This window comes from Comamonas sp. Tr-654, from assembly GCF_011752915.1.
Classification (GTDB): domain Bacteria; phylum Pseudomonadota; class Gammaproteobacteria; order Burkholderiales; family Burkholderiaceae_C; genus Comamonas.
The window spans coordinates 211,288-231,624 of sequence record NZ_VWWQ01000006.1; the positions used below are offsets into that span (position 1 = coordinate 211,288).

Consider the following 20,337-nt stretch of genomic DNA (forward strand, 5'->3'; position numbering starts at 1 on the left):
AAATTACTCCGGAAATTTGACGCGCAGCTTTTCACTGGTGGGCACGGACTGACAGGCCAGCGTCCAGTTCCTGGACAGATCCTTGGCATCCAGCACTTCGTTGTGACGCAGATGTACGCTGCCGTCCTGTACCTGGCACATGCAGGAGGCGCACATGCCGGCCTGGCAGGAGTACGGCACGTTGATGCCGGCGCGCAGTCCGGCCTCCAGAATGGTCTCCGTGCCGCTGCAGCTGAACTCGTATTCCTCGCCGTCTAGGCGCAGCTGCACCACGGCCTGCTCGACAGCGGCCGCTACGGGAGTTGCAGCCTCCTGCAGCTGCTGCAGGGTCTCTTCGTCAGGCAGGGAGACAAAGCGCTCCACATGCACCTGATCGGCTGGCATGCCGGCTTCCATCATCGCGGCCTGTGCGGCATCCATGAACGGGCCCGGCCCGCAGATAAAGGCCTGCCCCGCATCGGCCACCCAGGGCGTGGCCCAGGCAGCGAGCTGCTTTTGCGACGGCGCACCCTGCACCGAGTCCAGCCAGTGAATGACCTGCAAGCGATCCGGATACTCGGCCGCCAGCAGCTGCAGGTCCTTCTTGAAGATGACCGAGCGCTCGTCGCGGTTGGCATAGAAAAGCACCACATTGCCCTGATGCTGCTTGAGCACGGTGCGCAGGATGGAGAACACTGGCGTAATGCCGCTACCACCGGCCAGCAGCAAGAAGTTCTGCGACAGATTGCGCGGCGAGAACAGGCCCGAGGGAGGCATCAGCTCGATGGAATCACCGACCCGGATCCGGTCGCACACCCAGTTGGAGCCTCGCCCCTTTTCCACGCGCTTGACGGTCACGCGCAAGGCATCGTCGAGCGTCGGAGCGCTAGACATGGAATAGCAGCGAGGCACATAACGTCCTTCGATGGGCAGACGCAATGTCAGAAACTGGCCAGGCCTATAGCTGAACTGCTCCGCCAGCTCCCCTGGCACTTCGAAGACGATGGACTTGGTATCGTGCGTCTCGTCAATCACTGCACGCACACGCAGCGGGTGGTAGCGCGATGCGTTGGTCATGGCTTCACTGCTCATTTCTTCTTACCCCTTACTCACTCTTTCTGTGCCGTCTTGCAGCGGCGCTCCGGCGCAGGATCGCCCCCCCGACTCAAGGGATCAGTAACTGACGCTCTCCACAGCGGATGACAGCTTGTGCACGGCCTGGCCGGCCAGGGACTTTTCATCCTCAAGCGCCGCCGCCTTGCCGGCACGGCGACCCGAGAACACACAGTCGGCCAGAGACAGGCCACTCACATAGCGTGAGGAAGCCACGCCGATGGCGGTACGCCCTGCGGCATACAACCCGGGAATGTCCCGGCCCGCGCCATCAATCACCGCACCGTTGCCCTCGTTGACTTTGAGGCCTCCCAGACTCAGCACAGCCAGCGGGAACATCTTCTGGCTGATGGAGATATCGATGGCAAACAGCGAACCGCCCTTGAACTCATGACGCATATCCCTGGACTTACCCTGGGGGTCTTCGATCTCGCCGCGAGCTGCGGCATTGGCGCCGTCAAACTGGCGCTGCAGCACCGCCGCATCCATATCGAGCTTGCGGGCCAGATCGGCGACCGATCGGCCCTTGATCGCGACCTTGTACATCAGCGCCAATGCGGGCATGGACTGGAAGGCCCACAGGCCTCCAAACAGGCACTGCCAGGCCGCCTGCCTGCGTAGCTTGCCGTCAATGATGAGCCAGGCCTTGCCACCCTGCTTTTCCATCAGCTCGTAGCCAAGCTTGGCGCCGTAGACCTGTTCGTTGCAAAAGCGCTCGCCTCGGGTATTGACCACCAGGCCCTTGGGCCAGACCGAGGGCGGCGTGATGAAGCGCCAGGCCGAGATATTGTTCAGGTCCTGGGCCACCCCTCCCACGGACAGCCCGAGCCGCAGACCGGAGCCATCGCAGCCCGCCGCACCGGTCAGCCAGCCGGGCTTGTAGGCTGGCGCATGCCGATCCAGCAGCTCCGAATTGAAGATATAGCCGCCGGTGGACAGCACCACCGCCTTGCGGGCGCGGATATAGCGCTTCTCGCCGATCTCGCTTTCGATCTGTGCCGCTTCGCGGCGGCCTGCCTGGGCCCGTGGCGCCTGATACAGACGCCACTTGGCCACCAGCTCGTCCAGCTTCTTATGGCGCTCGGTGCGCGGATCGCCTTCGGGCAAGACCATCACCTCCACGCCCAGCACGCGGCCGCTCTCCTTCTCGCGCACCAGGCGCTGGACGCGAGCCTGCGTCAAGGTACGGGCTCCGTGCGCCAAGGTGGACTTCTGCAGCGCGGCGAAGAACGTCGCTCCCGACTGCCCCTTGGCCACCACGCGATGACCGCGCGGCGCGGGCTTGCTGCTAAGCTGGGGGTTGCCGTAGGCAGGCACGACCTCGTTGCCCGAGTAGTAGAGATACATGCCGTCGGCCGGATAGGACGTCTTGTACGACGGCATGGTGGATGCAAATGTGGCGCCCTGCTTCTCGAGCCAGTCGAGGTTGTCCACGCTGTCGCGGCTGAAGCGGGCCAGTGTTTCATCGCTGACCACACCATTGACCTCATGCTTGAGGTAAGCCGCCATGGCTTCGGGCGAATCCTCGAAGCCGGCCTCCTTCTGGTATCTGGTGCCGCCGCCGGCATAGACCACGCCGCCGGAAAGCACACTGGCACCGCCGCCGCCGAAACGGTCGATGACCAGCACCTCGGCACCTTGCTCGCGAGCCTCAATGGCCGCGCTGGCGCCTGCGCCCCCCCAACCGACAACCACCACATCACTGGCATCGGACCACTGGATCTCATCGGCCGAGCGCACATCCAGCGCAGCCCTCACGGGATTGACGGTGCTGACGAGTTTCTTGGAATTGGACATCTCCATGCCTCCTTCCTAAACGGTCTTGCCCAGCAGATGCGGGTTCTCGAGTGGCAAAGGCTTGCCCACCATGTCGGCCACGGCGCGGAAGGCGAAAGTCATGGCCGGCCCCAGCGTGGAACCAGCACCGGCGTAGGCCGGTCCCATGACGGAGGCGGAGTTGTTGCCCACGCAGTACAGGCCTTCGATGATCCTGCCCTGGGTGTCGAGAACACGGCCTTCCCTGTCGGTCAGCAGCCCTCCCTTGGTGCCGATCTCGCCGGGCCATAGGCGCATGGCGTAGAACGGGCCTTTCTCGATGGGGCCGAGGTTGGGATTGCCAAGTCGCGGATCGCCGTAGTAGCGGTCGAACACATTGCCGCCGCGGTCGAAGTCCAGATCCTTGCCGGTCCGGGAATATTCGGTCATGCGCCGCGCACTGTCCTTCAGGCCGGTGGCATCCACGCCGATCTGGCGCGCCAGATCCTCCAGCGTCTCGCCCTTCCAGTAGACATTGTTCAGCCAGCTCTTGCGCAGCTTGCTGTCCGGCACGGCGGAGCCGGGCATCAGCGGGCCCATGGGGTTTTGCGCGCGGAAACTGGCATCGAACACAATCCATGCAGGCACGCCGCCATTGCCCTTGGCATGCTCGGCCAGCATGGCCTGCTGGAACTCGGGATAAGGGCCGGACTCATTCAAAAAGCGCTGACCTTTCGCGTTGACCACCATGCAACCCGGCAGCGAGCGCTCCACGAAAATGCCGCGGAAAGCGGGTTCCTTGGGAACGTCCATGGTGGGCACGCCCCAGGACCAGTCCATCAGCGCCAGCTGCGCACCCACGGCCTGGCCTGCGCGATGGGCATCGCCGGTATTGCCGCCCACAGGGGTGGCGGTCCATTCGGCTTTGGTGGGCTTGTTCAGATACTGGTCGCGCATTTCCTGATTGCGCTCAAAGCCACCTGCGCCCAGCAGCACGCCACGCCTGGCCTTGACTTGAGTACGCTGACCATTCTTTTCAAGGACAACTCCGGTGACACGCCCCGATGCGTCCTGCACCAGCTCCTTGAGCGGGCTATTGCTCCACAGCTCGACACCCGCCTTGTTGGCTGCGGTCAGCAGACCGGCAATCAGCGCCTGGCCACCGGTCATACGGCGGTCGCGCCCGGTCTTGCTGCGCCAGGGGTAGTCCAGAAAATATTTGAGCATGATGCCGAGGATGGTGAAGCGCGACTTCAGCTCGCGCGACAGCATGGAATGCGCCTCGAAGGCATTGATGCTCATGCGGCCGAACAGCTGATTGCCCGGAGGGCCGGGGCGCATGGTTTCCAGCGCAGCCACGCCCAGCTTGGCGGCATTGAAATCCACCGGGTCCATGGTGCGGCCACCGGGCCTGGAGCCTTCGATATGGGGGTAGTAATCTGCATACTTGGCCATGGCACGATAAGGAATGCCGATCTGGCGCAGGTACTCGGCCATCTTGCTGGCGGTTTCCACATAGGCCAGCACGCGGTCGTCGGTGGCCATGCCGCGCACGCAGCGCTTCATATAGCCGAACGCAGTTTCCAGATCATCCTGGATGCCGGCATTTTTCTGATCGTAATTGACCGGAATCCAGATGCCGCCGCCGGACAGGGCCGAGGTACCACCAAACAGCTCGGTCTTCTCCACCACCAGAGTCCTGAGACCCTGCTCCTGCGCACGAATCGCGCCCAGCAAAGCGCCGGCACCCGAGCCCACGACGATCAGGTCATATTCCTGTTCTGCCATACCTTGTCTCCGAAATATTTGTTTTATTGGATGGGCTTCTGCAAAAACCTGCATGCGGCAGCAGCCCTTGTAAAGACCACCACCGCACTCGCAATCAGAGCGACTTACACATACGCTTCCTGGTTAGGAATACCCAGCACATGCGAGCCATAGGAGCGCACATAGGCGTCGGTATTGTTCGCGATATGGGTACGGCCCTGATGGATGTCGCGGAACACCCGCTCGATGGGGTTGCTCTTGAAGGTGCCGCTGGCAGCGCAGGCGCGCATCATCTCGTTGACATGAAAGCCCGTGAGCTTGGGCACATGGGCCGCTTGCGCACGCTGCAGCAGGCGCTCTTGCAGCGACAGCTGAATGCCGGTCTTGGCAGCATCGACGATGCGGGCGTAGTTGCGGAACAGAACCAGCTTGAGCTGGTCCAGTGCAATCGTGGCTTCGGTCACTGCCGTCTGCGCGTTCACGTCCTCGGCCATCTTGTTGCCATGCTTGCCGACGTGGGCCGTAGCGCGCTCGGTAAAGGCGGCAATCGTGCCTTCCAGTGCGCCCAGGCAGGCCGTGGACACGGCGCGCTGGAACACATGGGTAAACGGGATGCGGAACAGCCAGCCCGAGTTTTCCTTGCGGCCAGGGCAGCCCACATCGCTGTGGTCATTGGTGTACTGGATGCGGTGAGTGGGCACAAAGGCGTTTTCCACCACGATGTCATGGCTGCCCGTGCCACGCAGGCCCAGCACATCCCAGTTGTCCTCGATGCGGTAGTCCGACTTGGGCAGCAGAAAGGTCACATGCTCCATGCCGGGCGTGCCATCACGGTTGGGCAGCAGGCCGCCGAGAAACAGCCAGTCGCAATGCTTGGAGCCCGTGGAGAAACTCCAGCGACCGTTGAACCTGAAGCCGCCTTCCACGGGCTCGGCCTTGCCAGTGGGCATATAGGTCGAGGCAATGCGCACGCCCGTATCCTTGCCCCAGACATCTTCCTGCGCCTGAGCGGGAAACAGTGCCAGTTGCCAGGGGTGAACACCGACCACGCCATAGATCCAGGCCGTGGACATGCAGCCCTTGGCCAGCTCCATCTGCACGCTGTAGAACACACGGGGATCCATTTCATAGCCGCCCCAGCGCTTGGGCTGCAACACACGGAACAGACCTGCCTCGGCCATCTCCTGAACAGTTTCGTCGCTGATCTTTCCTTCGCGATCTGCCTGCTGGGCGCGAGCCGCCAGCTTGGGCGCCAGAGCCTTGGCACGCTCGATCACGGCCAGCGCATCGGGGGTGAGGTAGTTGTCTGTCATTGTGTTCATTCAGGTCTCCGGTTGCCGCTCCACCGGACGGCTTGTGGTGTGGTGGGCAAGGCTTCTCGCCTATGACAGAAATGCTCGCACCATGCAATTTTTCGTTCATCGTCCGATCAGACTAACGACGACGCAGGCGTTTTCGGAGCTTTCAGGAACCGGATCCGGTGCAGCAAAAACACAGGGCCTAGGACAAATACCAGTCCCGGTTTTTCGCTGCTAGTCCAAGTGAAGGATTCATCAAAACCCCGTCCGCAGCACTCTTGCAGCAAGGAGACATTCACCTCATGCAAAGTACTGCAGCAACCTTCGACCCCAAAGACTTTCGCCGCGCCCTGGGCATGTTCGGCACCGGGGTCACCATCGTCACCACCCGTGCCGAGAATGGCGAGCCTGTAGGAATCACCGCCAACAGCTTCAATTCGGTTTCGCTGGAGCCCCCCATGGTGCTGTGGAGCCTGGCCAAGAACGCGCGCAGCCTGCCGGTGTTCCAGAGCGCCAGCACCTGGAATGTGCATATCCTCTCCAACGAGCAAGAAGCACTTTCCAACCGCTTTGCACGCGTCGGCGAGGACAAGTTCTCGGGCCTGCCGCTGGACTCCGAGGAAGCCCATGCCCCGCTGCTGCAGGACTGCAGCGCACGCTTCCGGTGCAAGACGGCCTTCCAGTACGACGGTGGCGACCACATCATCTTTGTGGGCGAGGTGACCGACTACGACGCAAACCCGCATCCTCCTCTGCTCTATGTGACCGGCGGCTACGCCATGGCTTCGCGCAAGGCAAGCCCCGTGGCCAGCGAACCCGCAGCCGACACCAACACCGCCTATTCCGAAAACCTGATCGGCTATCTGATGGGCCGCGCGCACTTCCAGTTTCTGAGCGGCCTGCGCAGGCCCATGGCGGCCTACGGCATGACCGATGCCGATTTCTACGTGCTCTCGCTGCTGAGCATCCAGCAACCCCAATCGCCTGCCGAGATCGCCGCTCACATGGCCTATACCGGCACCGATATCGGCACCGTGGCACTGCAGTCGCTGATCAGCAAAGGCTGGGTAGAAGAAAGCCGTGACCGCGCCGAGTCCCTGCAACTGACAGCCCAGGGCAATGAAGCCATCCTGCATGTGCTGGCCGCTGCCAAGGCCGTCGAGACAGACCTCGTTGAAAGCCTGGGCGAGATGGAAGCCGCCACCTTGCGCAATCTGCTCAAGAAAGCCATTGCAGCCACAGACCCCGGCCTACCCAAGCTCTGGCAGGCCAAGGCCTGAGAGCAGGCGCCAGCAACGATTCCTCACCCGAAGGCAGAAGACAGCCTTCGCCTACCCACCCCAACCATAAAGAACAGAGATGAGCACTTTTTCCATTCCCGAAGGCAAATATGTGGACATCGGCGATGTGGCCGGCCATCCCCAGCGCGTGCATTACCACGAGCAGGGTTCGGGTGACCCCGTGATCTTTCTGCATGGCGCAGGCACCGGCGCCAGCGGCTACAGCAACTTCAAGGGCAACTACCCCGAATTTGCGGCAGCCGGCTTTCGTTCCATCGTTCCCGATCTGCTCGGATACGGCCTGTCTTCCAAGACCGAGGAGCCCAGACAGTACGACATGGATTTCTTCATCGCCGGCGTCAAGGGGCTGGTGGACCAACTGGGCCTGAAGAACATCACCATTCTGGGCAACTCTCTGGGAGGTGCAGTGGCTCTGGGCTATGCGCTCAAGTACCCCGAAGACGTCAAGAGCCTGATCCTCATGGCGCCCGGTGGCGTGGAAGAGTTCGAAGCCTATATGGCCATGCCCGGCATTGCCAATATGTTCAATGTCTACAAGTCCGGCAAGACCGGCCCCGAGGCCATGCGCGCCGTCATGAGCATGCAGGTGGTAGACCAGGCGCTGCTGACCGACGAGATCATCAACGAACGCGCGCCCATTGCCCTGACCCAGACTGAAGCCTCGCGCCAGCGTCTGTATATCCCGAACATGACAGAGCAACTGCCCGATCTGAAGTGCAATGTGCTGGGCTTCTGGGGCATGCAGGACGCCTTCAACCCCGTGGGCGGTGCCGACAAGCTGGCCAAGGGCATCAAAAACTGCCGCGTGGTTCTGGTCAACCAGTGCGGCCACTGGGTGCAGGTCGAGCATCGCGAGATGTTCAACCGCAGTTGCATCGACTTCATGAAGAACGGTTGAAGCCATGAGTGACAAGCAGTTCATCGAAACGCAAGGCCAGCGCCTTTATGAGGCACTGCGCTCTGCCAGGACGCTGGCACCGCTCACCGACAACCACCCCGAAATGACGGTGGAAGACGCCTACCACATATCCCTGCACATGCTGCGCCTGCGCGAAGCTTCGGGCGAGCGTGTCATCGGCAAGAAGATCGGCGTGACCTCCAAGCCCGTGCAGGACATGCTGAACGTGCACCAGCCCGACTTCGGCTTTCTGACCGACTCCATGGAGTACGAGGACGGCGCAACCGTCTCGCTCAAGGCGGCCGGTCTAATCCAGCCCCGCGCCGAAGGCGAGATCGCCTTCATGCTCAAGAAGGACCTGCAAGGCCCGGGCGTGACCCGCGAAGACGTGCTGGCTGCCACCGAGTGGGTGGCTCCCTGCTTCGAGATCGTCGATTCACGCATCAACGACTGGAAGATCAAGATTCAGGACACCGTGGCCGACAACGCATCCTGCGGCGTCTTTGTCATCGGCAAGCAGCACACCGATCCGGCCACTCTGAATCTGGCCGCTGCTTCCATGCAGATGAGCAAGAACGGTCAACCCGCCGGATCGGGCCTGGGCAGCGCCGTGCAAGGCCACCCGGCCGAAGCCGTAGCCTGGCTGGCCAACACACTGGGGGCGTTCGGCATTCCATTCAAGGCAGGCGAGGTCATTCTCTCGGGCTCCCTCGCTCCGCTGGTGCCCGCCGCTGCCGGTGACCGCTTCGAGATGGTCATTGAAGGCCTGGGCAGCTGTTCCATTCAATTCACGGAGTAAGACACCATGACGCAAAAGAAAATCAAGTGCGCACTGATCGGGCCCGGCAATATCGGCACCGACCTGCTCATGAAACTGCAGCGCTCTCCCCTGCTGGAGCCTGTGTGGATGGTCGGCATAGATCCTGAGTCCGACGGCCTCAAGCGTGCCCGCGAAATGGGCATCAAGACCACGGCCGAGGGCGTGGATGGCTTGCTGCCTTTCGTCAAGGAAGACGGCATACAGATCGCCTTCGACGCCACCAGCGCCTATGTCCACGCTGAAAACAGCCGCAAGCTCAACGAGCTGGGCGTACTTATGATCGACCTAACGCCCGCAGCCATCGGCCCCTATTGCGTGCCCAGCGTGAACCTGGCCGAGAAGGTGGCCGAAAAGGCCATGAACGTGAACATGGTCACCTGCGGCGGCCAGGCCACCATTCCCATGGTGGCTGCGGTCTCGCGCGTGCAGGCCGTGAGCTACGGCGAGATCGTGGCCACGGTCTCGAGCCGCTCGGTTGGCCCCGGAACGCGCAAGAACATCGACGAGTTCACGCGCACCACATCGGGCGCGGTCGAAAAGATCGGCGGCGCGCAAAAAGGCAAGGCCATCATCGTCATCAACCCCGCCGAGCCGCCTCTGATCATGCGCGACACCATCCACTGCCTGACCGTGGATACGCCAAAGAAAGAGGAAATCGAAGCCTCGGTGCACGACATGATCAAGGAAGTGCAGAAATACGTGCCCGGCTACAAGCTGGTCAACGGCCCCGTGATCGACGGCAACCGCGTCTCCATTTACATGGAGGTCGAAGGCCTGGGCGACTACCTGCCCAAGTACGCCGGCAATCTGGACATCATGACCGCCGCCGCCGCACGCACGGCCGAGATGTTTGCCGAAGAAATCCTTGCCGGCCGCTTCGAGCTGGCCGAAGCCGCTGTTGCCGCCTGATACTGGAGAAGAACATGTCCCTCAAAGGTAAGAAGATCACCGTTCACGACATGACGCTGCGTGACGGCATGCACCCCAAGCGCCACCAGATGACGCTTGCGCAGATGAAGTCCGTGGCAACGGGCCTGGACGCCGCCGGCGTGCCCCTGATTGAAGTGACCCATGGCGACGGCCTGGGCGGCAGCTCGGTCAACTATGGCTTCCCCGCGCACACCGACGAGGAATACCTGTCCACCGTCATCCCTCTGATGAAGCAGGCCAGGGTCTCGGCCCTGCTGCTGCCCGGTATCGGCACCGTCGACCATCTGAAGATGGCCCATGAGCTGGGCGTCTCCACCATCCGCGTGGCCACCCATTGCACCGAGGCCGATGTCTCCGAGCAGCACATCGCCATGGCCCGCAAGATGGGCATGGACACCGTGGGTTTTTTGATGATGGCCCATATGAACAGCGCCGAAGGCCTGGTCAAGCAAGCCAAGCTGATGGAAAGCTACGGCGCCAACTGCATCTACATCACGGACTCAGCCGGCTATATGCTGCCCGATGACGTGAAGGAACGTCTGGCCGCCGTGCGGCAGGCCCTCAAGCCCGAGACCGAACTGGGCTTCCACGGCCACCACAATCTGGCCATGGGCATCGCCAACTCACTGGCCGCCATCGAAGTCGGCGCCAACCGCATCGATGCGGCCGCTGCAGGTCTGGGTGCCGGTGCGGGCAACACGCCAATGGAAGTGCTGGTCGCCGTATGCGCGCGCATGGGCATTGAAACCGGCGTGGATGTGTTCAAGATTCAGGACGTTGCCGAAGATCTGGTCGTGCCCTTGATGGACTTCCCCATCCGCATCGACCGCGACGCGCTGACTCTGGGCTATGCCGGCGTGTACGGCAGCTTCCTGCTATTTGCCAAGCGTGCCGAAGCCAAGTACGGCATCCCCGCGCGCGAGCTGCTGCTGGAGCTGGGCCGCCGCGGCATGGTGGGCGGCCAGGAGGACATGATCGAGGACACGGCACTGACCATGGTGCGCGAGCGCCAGAAGCTGGCACAGAAGGTGGCCGTGGCTGCCTGATCGCCTGACTTCACATTCTCTTTGCCACTTTGTATCGGGTTCAGCGGCTGCTTGGGGCGGCCGTTGAACCCTTTTTTTTGCGGCATCGTCGTGAGCGTCAAACCTCTATCCATCCACACCGAGGCCCCTGGCAGCGGCTCTGGTCCAGGCCAATCGGCCTGGGCCGGTTGGCACAGCTTTTTTAGAAGCGATAGCGCGCCACCACCTGGGCCGAGCGAGGTGCCCCCGGCAGGTTGAGATTGGGCGAGCTGCCATGGCCGGCCACGATGTAGCGACGATCCAGCAGATTGTTGAGCTTGAGCTGTACATCCCAGGGGCCCATGCGGTAGTAGACCATGGCATCCACCGTGGTGTAGCCCGGCAAGGTCACGGTATTGCCAGGATTGGCAAACCGGGCGCCGACATAGTTCAGCCCCCCACCCAGGCCGAAACCGTGGCCCAGCGCCTTGGTCACCCAGAGGTTGGCACTTTGCCTGGGCGTCAGCGTGGGGCGCTTGCCCTGGACCGGCTGGCCGGCATCGACGGCAGGCGATGTGGTCATCTCGCCATCGAGGAATGCGTAGCCAGCCCAGACCTGCCAGCTCGGAGCAATCTCTCCGGCAAAGGTCAGCTCCAGCCCGTTGGTGCGCTGCACGCCTAGAGGCACCACGGTATTGCTGACAGGATCGACGCTCTTGATATTGGTGCGCTCGAGCTTGAACAGCGAGGCCGTGACCGAGGCCTTACCGTCAGGCAGATCCCATTTGACGCCGACTTCCTGGCTGGTGGTTTTTTCCGGTGCCAGCTGCGCATTGTTTGCTGCCAGCGCAAAGGTTTCGCCCGAGGGCTGGAAGGACTTGCTCCACGATGCATAGTAAGACCATGCCGACGAAGGCTGATAGACCAGCCCGACGCGCGGGCTCCAGGCGGTGTCCGTGCGGCCCAGATCCGGCTTGCCCGGCTGACGCTCATGCGTTTCTTGCTGGAAACGGTCATAGCGCACGCCGGCCAGAGCCTTCCACTGAGAGTTGATGCTCACCAGATCCTGCAGATACAGGCTGGCCACCTTGAAGACGCTGTGGTTGTCCGCCGAAGGCTTGCCGTTGATGCGCAGCGGCAAAGTCGGCAGCACCGGATTGAACAACGAGACCGTCGCCACGTTGGCCTGGCTGTATGACAGCAGGTCCTTGCTCTGGCGACCGAACTCGAAGCCGTACAGCAGCTGATGCTTCATCCCCGCCAGCTCGAGCTTCTGGGTCAGTTCGGTCTGGTTGAAAAAGCCGCTCTCATCCCGCTGGACATTGCCCCGGGTCAACGATGCGGTCAGGGCCTTTTCGTTGACCGAGCCCACAAGCGTGTTGTTTCTATCCAGCGAGTAATCGTAGAAGCGCAAGGCATTGCGCAGCGACAAGCTATCGCTGATACGGTGATTCAGCGTCGCACCCAGCGATGCCACTTCGGCACGGCTGACATCCACATCCCTGGCATTAGCCGCGCCGTAGTAGGTGCCGGGCGACACATTGACGGGTCGGCCTTGGTACGCGGGGATACCGAAGTCCGTCAGGCGGCTGTCCTTCAGATAGTCGGCCTGCAGCAGCACGCTGGTATCCGAACTGGGCTTGATCAGCACCGATGCCGCAAGCGCCTTGCGATCGAGAAACTGCTGGTCGCGGTAGCTGTCGGCGCGCTCTATGGCGCCGGTCAGGCGATAGGAGACCACACTGTCCTGCGGCGCGCGCGCAAGGTCGAACTCGCCGCGGCGCTGGTTCCAGCGCCCCAGAGTCAAGCCCACTTCGCTGAGATTGACGCCGGGCTTCTTGGTGATGCGATTGATCAGGCCGCCCGACGAGCCGCGCCCGTACAGAACCGATGCCGGGCCCTTGAGCACTTCGATCTGCTCGATATTGGACAGATCGCGGAAGTACAGTGCGTCATCGCGCAGGCCATCCACGAACTGGTCGGCAATCGCCGAGAAGCCGCGAATGGTGACCTGGTCGCGCTGGCCGTCGCCATGAGAGAAACCCACACCGGGCACGGCCTTGAGAGCGTCCTGCATGGACTGCGCAGCCTGGTCACGCAGCAGGCTCTGCGGCACCACATTCACGGTCTGAGGAATATCACGCAGCGGGGCCTCGATCTTGGTGGCGCTCGTTGCCGTGGGAGGGTTGTAGCTCGAATCCGGCTGACGCTCGCTGCGGACCTGTACCTCGTCGAGTACCACCTCTGGAGCCTTCTGCGCCCATGCTGCGCCGGAGAAAGCCAGCCCCAATGCCGCTGCCAGCGGCGAATACCTCAATGCCATGAATGCCTCGTTATACGGAGTTGTAATTCGGCTTGGCGGGTATCGTCCGCAGGGACTACGGCATCAATTGGCTACAACCTGTGTGCTGTGCAAAAGCGTGCGCATCATAATCGAGAATCAGTCTCATTTACCTGTACTTTACAGTACAGAAATTCCCCAGAAATCAGAGTCGGCTAGGCAGCAGAAGGCCGCAGGATTCGAGGTCTGCCTGGACTCAATAGCCCGATGCAAAAACCGCGCTCCAGGAAGTCTGGGCTCTGGCCAGCACGATGCCGGCGGGCAGCTTGAGCGCAGAGTCCGTCTGCGCCGCCACCGCGGCACTCTGTGGCAGATTCATGGCGGGGAGGTATAGCGCCAGTGCCGCAGCGGCCAGCCACACTGCGCGAAGTGCATTCATCCAGCGAAAAGAGGTTTTCATGCTTGTCTCCTGTGCAGGCTCTATGGCCTTTGTGATTTGCAGTATGGCCAGCACGGAAAACGCAACATCGTCCGTTTTGATGAGCAGGTATTTACTTAGGTGGCAACCCCAGACCGATACCCGCTGGTGCCATCGCACAGCTTGGACTACTGGCAAGCACAATCTTCATAATTTGATAGCTGTCATCGCTTTACAGGCATAGCTATAAGGCCAATTTGTCTGATATTTTCTGCACGACAGCAGAGAACGCAGTCCATCTGTGTGTGGCCACAAAAAAGGGGCTTTGCCTGCGCAAAGCCCCAACCCTTGAAGAAACTGAAACACCCGCCTTCACAGGGCGGACTGCGGCGATCACATGTAGAGAATCACCAGGTCGTTGATGACGGCCGGACGATCCTGGCCGACCACATGGATGTTGAGCTCCATCGTGGCCTGGACGCCGCTCCTGACCTGCTCCACCGCCTTGATGCGGGCCCGCGCACGGATCTTGCAACCGGAGGGCACAGGGGTCGGGAAGCGCAGACGATCCGAGCCATAGTTGACCATGTTGTTGAAGTCCACTACCTCGTAGTCCAGCGGAATCCTGAGCTGGCTGGCCAGCACCTGCACCAGGGCGCCATGGGCGATGGTGGTGCCGAACGGGCTTTTCTCACGCGCCTGCACGGGGTCTGTGTGAATCCAGTAGTCATCGCCCGAGAGCCTGGCAAATTCGTCGATGACTTCCTGGCTCACGGTGAACTCGTTGGACCAGGGGCTGTACTCCTCGGACACCAGCGACTTCATGGCCTCGATGTCCTTGACGGAAATCTTGCGCTTGGCGACGACAGCCTGCTCCGCCACGGCGGCATCGGCCTCTGCATCTGCGTCGGCCTTGATGACGCTCGGATAGCTGCCCGCATGGGCTGTAAAGCGCAGCAGCGTGACCTCGCCGGGGCGCTCGTCAAACACTGGGCGCACCTCCATGCCCACCTTGAGCGCCTCGGGAGCCACGCCAACCATGGTGGTGTTGATGCGCACGCCTTCACGCAGTTCGACCACGGCCAGGGCCTGGGGCATCTCGTCAGTGAACTCGGGCATGGTGGGGATGCGCGCCACGGTGAAGCTGTAGAGGGTGCCCTCGCCCGACACCTTGCTCCACTTCAGTGAGCGCGACCCGCAAGTGGGGCAATGGGTGCGCGGGAAAAATAGCGAATGTCCACGATCGCATTGCTGAATGCGCACTTCGTGGGCCTTGAGACCTTCCCAGTACGGCGCAGAAATTTCCGTGGGATGGGGCAGAGGTTTGTTCCAAGCCATGTTCTTATGCTCCCCGCAGGATCAAGGCGCCCTGCTCGCTCATCACGCCACCGGTGCCGGACACATAGGCCAGATCGTTGCGACCCAGCTGCCTGTCGCCGGCACGCCCCTGAATCTGGTGCACCGCCTCGATCACTTGGGACATGCCGCCCGCCGTGCCGGACTGCCCGAAGCTCAACTGGCCGCCATGGGTGTTCATGGGGAAGTTGCCCTTGAAGGTGAAATCGTTGTTGCGCAGAAAGTCCATGCCCCTGCCCTTCTCGCAAAAGCCCGCGTCTTCCAGCGTCAGCATCACGGTAATCGTGTAGCAGTCATAGATCTGCGCCATATGCATATCGGAAGGGCGCATGCCCGCCATCTCGAAAGCCTTGGCAGAGGCCGGACCGATGGGGGTCTGCAGCATGTCGGCCATATAGGTGGGCGACTTGCTGCTCACATGCTCGCCGCAGCCGACGATGCTGACGGGGCGGTGTCGGGTGGTTTTGGCACGGTCTGCACGGGTGACGATCATGGCCCCGCCGCCCGCCGCCGGCAGCACGATTTCGAGCACATGCAGTGGGTCGGCCACCATGCGCGAGTTCAGCACGTCATCGACGGTGATGGGCTGGCCGTAGAACATGGCATCGGGGTTGTGGCAGGCATTGAAGCGCTGGTCCACGCTGATGCGCGCCAGAGCGGCCGCGTCGTAGCCATGAACCGCGCCGTAGCGCTGGGCAATCATGGCGTAACCGGTGTTCTGCGCCATATGACCATAGGGCAGGTCCATCTCGGCCTCGGGTGCGCCAAAGCGGGTGCTGTGGCCGCCGAAGCGGCTGGCCTTCATGACTTCCTTGATATGGTCGTCATGTTCGGAGATCGGCGCCATGCGCGCCGGCAGCACGCAGACCACGGTGTTGCACAGCCCCAGCTCTATCGCTGCCGCCGCGCGCCAGACCATGGCCACGGAGCTGGCCCCTCCCAGGTCGACCACTTCGGCAAAGTTCAGACGCACGCCCAGGTACTCGCCGGCCATGGCCGGCACAAAGCAGCTGGCCTCATGAAAGTGCGGAGCGCTGGTGATCAGGCCGTCCACCTCGGACAGCTCCATGCCGGCGTCCTCCAGAGCCTGCAGCGTCAGGTCGGCCACCTGCTCCAGATGGAACATGCGTGGCGCCGTTGCGTACTTCTGCGGCTTGTACTGCGCGACGCCGACCAGCGCCGCTTTTCCTTGCAAACCCATATGTCTCCCTTACCAAGAAAGTGTGCATTCATTGTGTAAATGAAGCAGACCGAATCCATCGTCTGTAGAGACTAAAAAGCCGGCCCCGTACATACCCCTAATTCTCCGGGCAAACGTCCATTCGGACGATGTTGCTGAGGCTCCAAATCAAGAACCTGCACCCGTGTTTGCAATACATGCACAGCGTGTACGAATCAACAAGGAGACAACGTGAAAACAGCCGTCGGTATAGGCGCAGCAGCATTGGTGGCCTTTGCCTCAGCGCTCGCCTTTGCGCCCCGCACACCGCCCCCGCTGGCGCCTACCACCATTGGCGTCGAGCGCAGCCATTTCAACACCGTCACACAGGTGGGTGAACGTCTGCTGGCCGCTGGCTCACTGGGCGAGATCCTGTACTCGGACGACAAGGGCGCACACTGGCTGCAGGCACGGATCAAGGAGCAGCGCCAGGCACTCCTCATCAGCATGGCTTTTGCGCCCGACAGAAAGACCGGCTTTGCCGTGGGTCATGAGGGCTGGATCCTGCGCAGCAAGGACGGCGGCAGCACCTGGGAGGAGGTCGCCTTCTCCAAGGAAAACGGTGAGCCTCTGATGTCGATCGCACGCCTTCCCTCGGGCGACTGGATCAGCGTCGGCGCCTTCGGCCGTGCCATCACCTCCAGGGACAACGGCCAGACCTGGGAGCCGCTTGCCCTGCCCGCAGAGGTCGAGGACAAGCACATGAACCGCATTGCCAGTACCGAGGACGGCAAGCACTGGCTGATCGTGGGCGAGCGCGGTCTGGTCATCAGATCCGAGGACTCCGGTGCCAGCTGGCAGATCGAGCCCGAGTTCTACAAGGGCTCTTTCTACAACGCCATGGCCACGCGCGAGGGCGGCTGGCTGATCTACGGCATGCGCGGCAACGCCTTCGTGCAGGCAGCGCCCGGCACGCCGTGGCTCAAGTCGGCGATACCGGCTCCGGTTTCCTTTTTCGGCCATGCCCAGGAAAAGGACGGAACCCTCATCCTGGTGGGACAGGGCAGCATGCTGGGCCTGAGCAAGGACGGCGGCAAGAGCTTCAGTCTGCAACGCGCCAAGGGCCGCGCCACCCTGACCGACATCGTTCTGACCGGCCCTGACAGCGGCTGGATGTCCAGCGATGCGGGTCTCCAGCCCTTCCCTCCTTCACAACAAGCCAAGGCAGCCACTCAGGCTGACCCAGGAGCGACCCCATGACTCTGAGCGAACCCACCAGCCGGCTGGACCGGTTCATTGCATCCACGGCACGCTGGCTGATCTCGTGGAGCAAGTCCATCGTCGTGCTGACGCTGATTGCCACGGCACTGCTGGCTGCCTCGGCCATGCGCACGCATCTGGACCCCGGCTTCAACAAGCTGATCCCCATGCGCCATGAGTACATGACGGCGTTTCTCAAGCATGCAGCCACCTTCTCGGGCGCCAACCGCATTCTGGTGAGCGTGGAGTGGAAGGGGCAGCAAGGCGACATCTACAACAAGGAATTCCTGGATACGCTGCGCGGCGTGACGGACGAAGTTTTCTTCACCCCCGGTGTCAATCGCGGCCAGGTGTATTCGCTGTTCACACCGAACGTGAAGTACATCGAGATCACCGAAGACGGCTACGTGGGCGAGGTACTCATTCCGTCCCGCTTCGAGGCCAACGAGCAAGGCCTGGCCCAGGTGCGCTCCAACGTGGCCAAGTCCGGCCAGATCGGCTCGCTGGTCAGCAACGATCTGAAGTCCGCCATGGTGCGCGCCGACCTGCTCGAGGTCGACCCCAAGAGCGGCGAAAAGCTCGACTATCACCAGGTTGCGCAGCGCCTTGAAGAGATCCGCAGCAAGTTCGAGAACAAGGACATCTCGATACACATCATCGGCTTCTCCAAGGTGCTGGGCGATGTGATGGACGGACTGACCACGGTCATGACCTTTTTCGCCATCGCCTTTGTCATCACGGCCATCATGCTGCGCCTCTATACTCGGTCCACCAACATCACGGTGGTGGGCCTAGCCGTGGCATTGCTGCCCGTGATCTGGCTGCTGGGCATCCTGCCGCTGATCGGCTACGGCATCGATCCCATGTCCATCCTGGTGCCCTTTCTGATCTTCTCCATCGGCGTATCCCATGCTGTGCAGATGACGGGCGCCTGGAAGCATGACGTGCGCGCCGGCCTCAGCTCCAGGCTGGCCGCCGAAAACGCGATTCGCAAGCTGGCCATTCCCGGCGCTCTGGCACTGCTGACCAATGCCCTGGGCTTCATGGTCATCATGTTGATCGACATTCCCATCGTGCACGAGCTGGGCGTGACCGCCTGCATGGGCGTGCTGCTGATGATCATCACCAACAAGGTCTTCCTGCCCGCGGTGCTGGCCAATCTGCGCCTGGAGAAAAAGGCCTTGCAGGCCCCCTCCTCCACCGCCAACGGCCGCAACCCCCTCTGGTGGAAGCTGTCGGCACTGGCCGAATCCCGTCCCGCCATGCTGACGCTGGTGGTGTCGCTGCTGCTGCTGGCCGTTGGTACCTACGAGTCGCGCAAGCTGCTGACCGGCGATGTGGGCACGGGCGCTCCAGAGCTGCGTGCCGATTCGCGCTACAACCGCGACAACGACAACATCATCGGCAGCTACTCGATCGGCATGGATGTACTGTCCGTTTTCGTCGAAACCTCCAATCTCGACGAAGGCTGCCTGAACTGGCCGGTGATGAACGCCGTGGAGCGCTTCGAATCGCGCATGCGCCGGGTCGACGGCGTGCAATCGGTCTCCAGCGTCTCCGGCCTGGCCAAGATTGCGGCCTCCAGCAACAACGAAGGCAACCCTCGCTGGGCAGCGCTGCAGCGCACCGAAGCCGCGTTGCGCTCGGGCGCCAAGGCACTGTCTCCCGATCTGGGCCTGAACACCGAAGGCTGCAAGGTCATCAATCTGCAGGTCTTCCTCAAGGACCACGAAGGCGCCACGCTGACCCATGTGGTGGACGAGGTGCGCCACTTCATCGCTGCGGACAAGACGCCCAACGTCAAGTTCCTGCTGGCTGGCGGCAATGCCGGTGTCGCGGTCGCCACCAACGAAGCCGTGGAACATGCCGAAGTGCAGATGCTGGGCTCCATCTTCGGCGCCATCACCTTGCTGTGCTGGCTGACCTTCCGCAGCTGGCGCGCCGTGCTGTGCATTGTCGTGCCTCTGGCCATCGTCTCCATACTCTGCAATGCCTTGATGGCCATGCTGGGCATTGGCCTGAAGGTCCCCACGCTGCCGGTGGTGGCCCTGGGCGTAGGCGTGGGCGTGGACTACGGTATCTACCTGTTCGAGAGCATGCAACACGAGCTGCGCGAGCGCGACATCACGCTGCGCGAGGCCTTCTATGAAGCCATGCGCCAGCGCGGCAATGCTGCCATCTTCACGGCACTCACCATGTCCATAGGCGTGGGCACCTGGGCTTTCTCGGCGCTGAAGTTCCAGGCCGACATGGGCATCCTGCTGGCCTTCATGTTCCTGGTGAACATGCTGGGTGCCATCTTCCTGCTGCCCGCCATGGCCTACTGGCTGAATGTGGGTGCGACCGAAGCCAAGGCACGTGTCAAGCGCCTGCACCAGCAGCCCAGACATGCCCATGCGGCAGGCAGCGCAGGGGGCATCAGCCACGCAGGCGGCATGCTCAAACCCGAACCCCAGTCCTCCGTGAACGGAAAACTGTGATGCAGACCGCAGCAAGCACGCTGGAGCAGCTTCTTCTGGAACATGCTCTGGCCCAGACCCTGATCCGCTACGCGACGGCCTGCGACACGCGCAACTGGGACCTGCTGCAGCAGGTGTTCGCACCCGACTGCACCACGGTCTACGGTGGCAGCTACATCTGCGAAGGGGTCGCCAGGGTCCGCCGCATGATCAGCACACACCTCGACGGCTGCGGCCCCACCCAGCATCTGCTGGGCAATCTGGAGGTCGAAGCCGACAACCCGGCTCGCCCACGCAGTAGGATCCAGGTACGCGCCGTGCATCAAGGACTGGGCCCGCGCCGTCATCTGCGCTACGACGCCATCGGTTTCTATGAAGACGAATGGGTGCAGTTGCCGGCGGGCTGGCGAATCCAGAAGCGCAGCATGACGATGCTGCTGGAGATCGGCGATCGCAGCGTGCTGCAAGCCGCCGCCTGAGCCGCAACACTTCACCAGGCCGCGTAGCCATGCTGCGCGGCTTTTTCATTGAAACGCTGC

The 20,337-nt window shown here is 62.2% G+C and carries 16 protein-coding genes; 8 read left to right on the top strand and 8 right to left on the bottom strand.

Annotated features, from left to right (window positions below; all coding sequences use genetic code 11):
• Nucleotides 1-3: 3 nt before the first annotated feature.
• From F3J24_RS19050 to F3J24_RS19065, 4 genes are all read right to left on the bottom strand, one after another.
• Nucleotides 4-1,071 (bottom strand): ferredoxin--NADP reductase, encoded by a 1,068-nt coding sequence (locus F3J24_RS19050; protein ID WP_167009675.1) that lies wholly within the window; start codon nt 1,069-1,071, stop codon nt 4-6.
• A gap of 81 nt (nt 1,072-1,152) precedes the next feature.
• Nucleotides 1,153-2,889, bottom strand: coding sequence for an FAD-binding protein (locus F3J24_RS19055; RefSeq protein ID WP_167009677.1), 1,737 nt, complete (start codon nt 2,887-2,889; stop codon nt 1,153-1,155).
• A gap of 15 nt (nt 2,890-2,904) precedes the next feature.
• The gene (locus F3J24_RS19060; RefSeq protein WP_167009679.1) at nt 2,905-4,635 is read right to left on the bottom strand and encodes an FAD-dependent oxidoreductase; all 1,731 of its coding nucleotides are present in this window, start codon (nt 4,633-4,635) and stop codon (nt 2,905-2,907) included.
• Nucleotides 4,636-4,739: 104 nt separating this feature from the next.
• A complete protein-coding gene (locus F3J24_RS19065; RefSeq protein WP_167009961.1) occupies nt 4,740-5,927 on the bottom strand; it encodes an acyl-CoA dehydrogenase family protein in 1,188 nt (395 codons plus the stop codon).
• 287 nt (nt 5,928-6,214) lie between these two features.
• On the opposite strand from F3J24_RS19065, the gene F3J24_RS19070 reads away from it, so the two are divergent.
• The 5 genes from F3J24_RS19070 to tesG all read left to right on the top strand — a co-directional run bounded on the left by F3J24_RS19070 (nt 6,215) and on the right by tesG (nt 10,907).
• The gene (locus tag F3J24_RS19070) at nt 6,215-7,192 is read left to right on the top strand and encodes a flavin reductase (RefSeq protein WP_167009681.1); all 978 of its coding nucleotides are present in this window, start codon (nt 6,215-6,217) and stop codon (nt 7,190-7,192) included.
• 79 nt (nt 7,193-7,271) lie between these two features.
• Nucleotides 7,272-8,111, top strand: a complete 840-nt coding sequence (locus F3J24_RS19075; protein WP_167009683.1) for an alpha/beta fold hydrolase — start codon at nt 7,272-7,274, stop codon at nt 8,109-8,111.
• Nucleotides 8,112-8,115: 4 nt separating this feature from the next.
• Nucleotides 8,116-8,910, top strand: a complete 795-nt coding sequence (tesE, locus tag F3J24_RS19080; protein WP_167009685.1) for a 2-hydroxyhexa-2,4-dienoate hydratase TesE — start codon at nt 8,116-8,118, stop codon at nt 8,908-8,910.
• 6 nt (nt 8,911-8,916) lie between these two features.
• Nucleotides 8,917-9,840 carry an acetaldehyde dehydrogenase TesF gene (tesF, locus tag F3J24_RS19085; RefSeq protein WP_167009687.1) on the top strand — a complete coding sequence of 308 codons (924 nt, stop codon included), beginning with the start codon at nt 8,917-8,919 and terminating at the stop codon, nt 9,838-9,840.
• A 14-nt stretch (nt 9,841-9,854) separates the two neighbouring features.
• Complete coding sequence (gene tesG, locus F3J24_RS19090; RefSeq protein ID WP_167009689.1) at nt 9,855-10,907, top strand: 4-hydroxy-2-oxovalerate aldolase TesG; 1,053 nt, start codon at nt 9,855-9,857, stop codon at nt 10,905-10,907.
• A gap of 181 nt (nt 10,908-11,088) precedes the next feature.
• Here the strand turns inward: tesG and F3J24_RS19095 are convergent, their stop codons facing one another.
• The 4 genes from F3J24_RS19095 to F3J24_RS19110 all read right to left on the bottom strand — a co-directional run bounded on the left by F3J24_RS19095 (nt 11,089) and on the right by F3J24_RS19110 (nt 16,121).
• Nucleotides 11,089-13,188 carry a TonB-dependent siderophore receptor gene (locus F3J24_RS19095; RefSeq protein ID WP_167009691.1) on the bottom strand — a complete coding sequence of 700 codons (2,100 nt, stop codon included), beginning with the start codon at nt 13,186-13,188 and terminating at the stop codon, nt 11,089-11,091.
• 214 nt (nt 13,189-13,402) lie between these two features.
• Nucleotides 13,403-13,606: a hypothetical protein gene (locus F3J24_RS19100; RefSeq protein WP_167009693.1), complete on the bottom strand. Its 204-nt coding sequence runs from the start codon at nt 13,604-13,606 to the stop codon at nt 13,403-13,405.
• 351 nt (nt 13,607-13,957) lie between these two features.
• Nucleotides 13,958-14,902: an OB-fold domain-containing protein gene (locus F3J24_RS19105; RefSeq protein ID WP_167009695.1), complete on the bottom strand. Its 945-nt coding sequence runs from the start codon at nt 14,900-14,902 to the stop codon at nt 13,958-13,960.
• A 4-nt stretch (nt 14,903-14,906) separates the two neighbouring features.
• Entirely contained in the window at nt 14,907-16,121 is a 1,215-nt protein-coding gene (locus F3J24_RS19110; RefSeq protein ID WP_167009697.1) for a thiolase family protein, read from the bottom strand.
• Between the two features lie 210 nt (nt 16,122-16,331).
• Between F3J24_RS19110 and F3J24_RS19115 the strand changes: the two genes are divergently transcribed.
• From F3J24_RS19115 to F3J24_RS19125, 3 genes are read left to right on the top strand one after another with little or no spacing between them, the layout of a single operon-like run.
• Nucleotides 16,332-17,339: a YCF48-related protein gene (locus F3J24_RS19115; RefSeq protein WP_167009699.1), complete on the top strand. Its 1,008-nt coding sequence runs from the start codon at nt 16,332-16,334 to the stop codon at nt 17,337-17,339.
• Entirely contained in the window at nt 17,336-19,819 is a 2,484-nt protein-coding gene (locus F3J24_RS19120; protein WP_167009701.1) for an RND family transporter, read from the top strand. The genes F3J24_RS19115 and F3J24_RS19120 overlap by 4 nt, the downstream gene beginning before the upstream one ends.
• Nucleotides 19,819-20,277, top strand: coding sequence for a nuclear transport factor 2 family protein (locus F3J24_RS19125; RefSeq protein WP_167009703.1), 459 nt, complete (start codon nt 19,819-19,821; stop codon nt 20,275-20,277). Before F3J24_RS19120 ends, F3J24_RS19125 begins: the two co-directional genes overlap by 1 nt.
• The last annotated feature ends 60 nt before the right edge of the window (nt 20,278-20,337 follow it).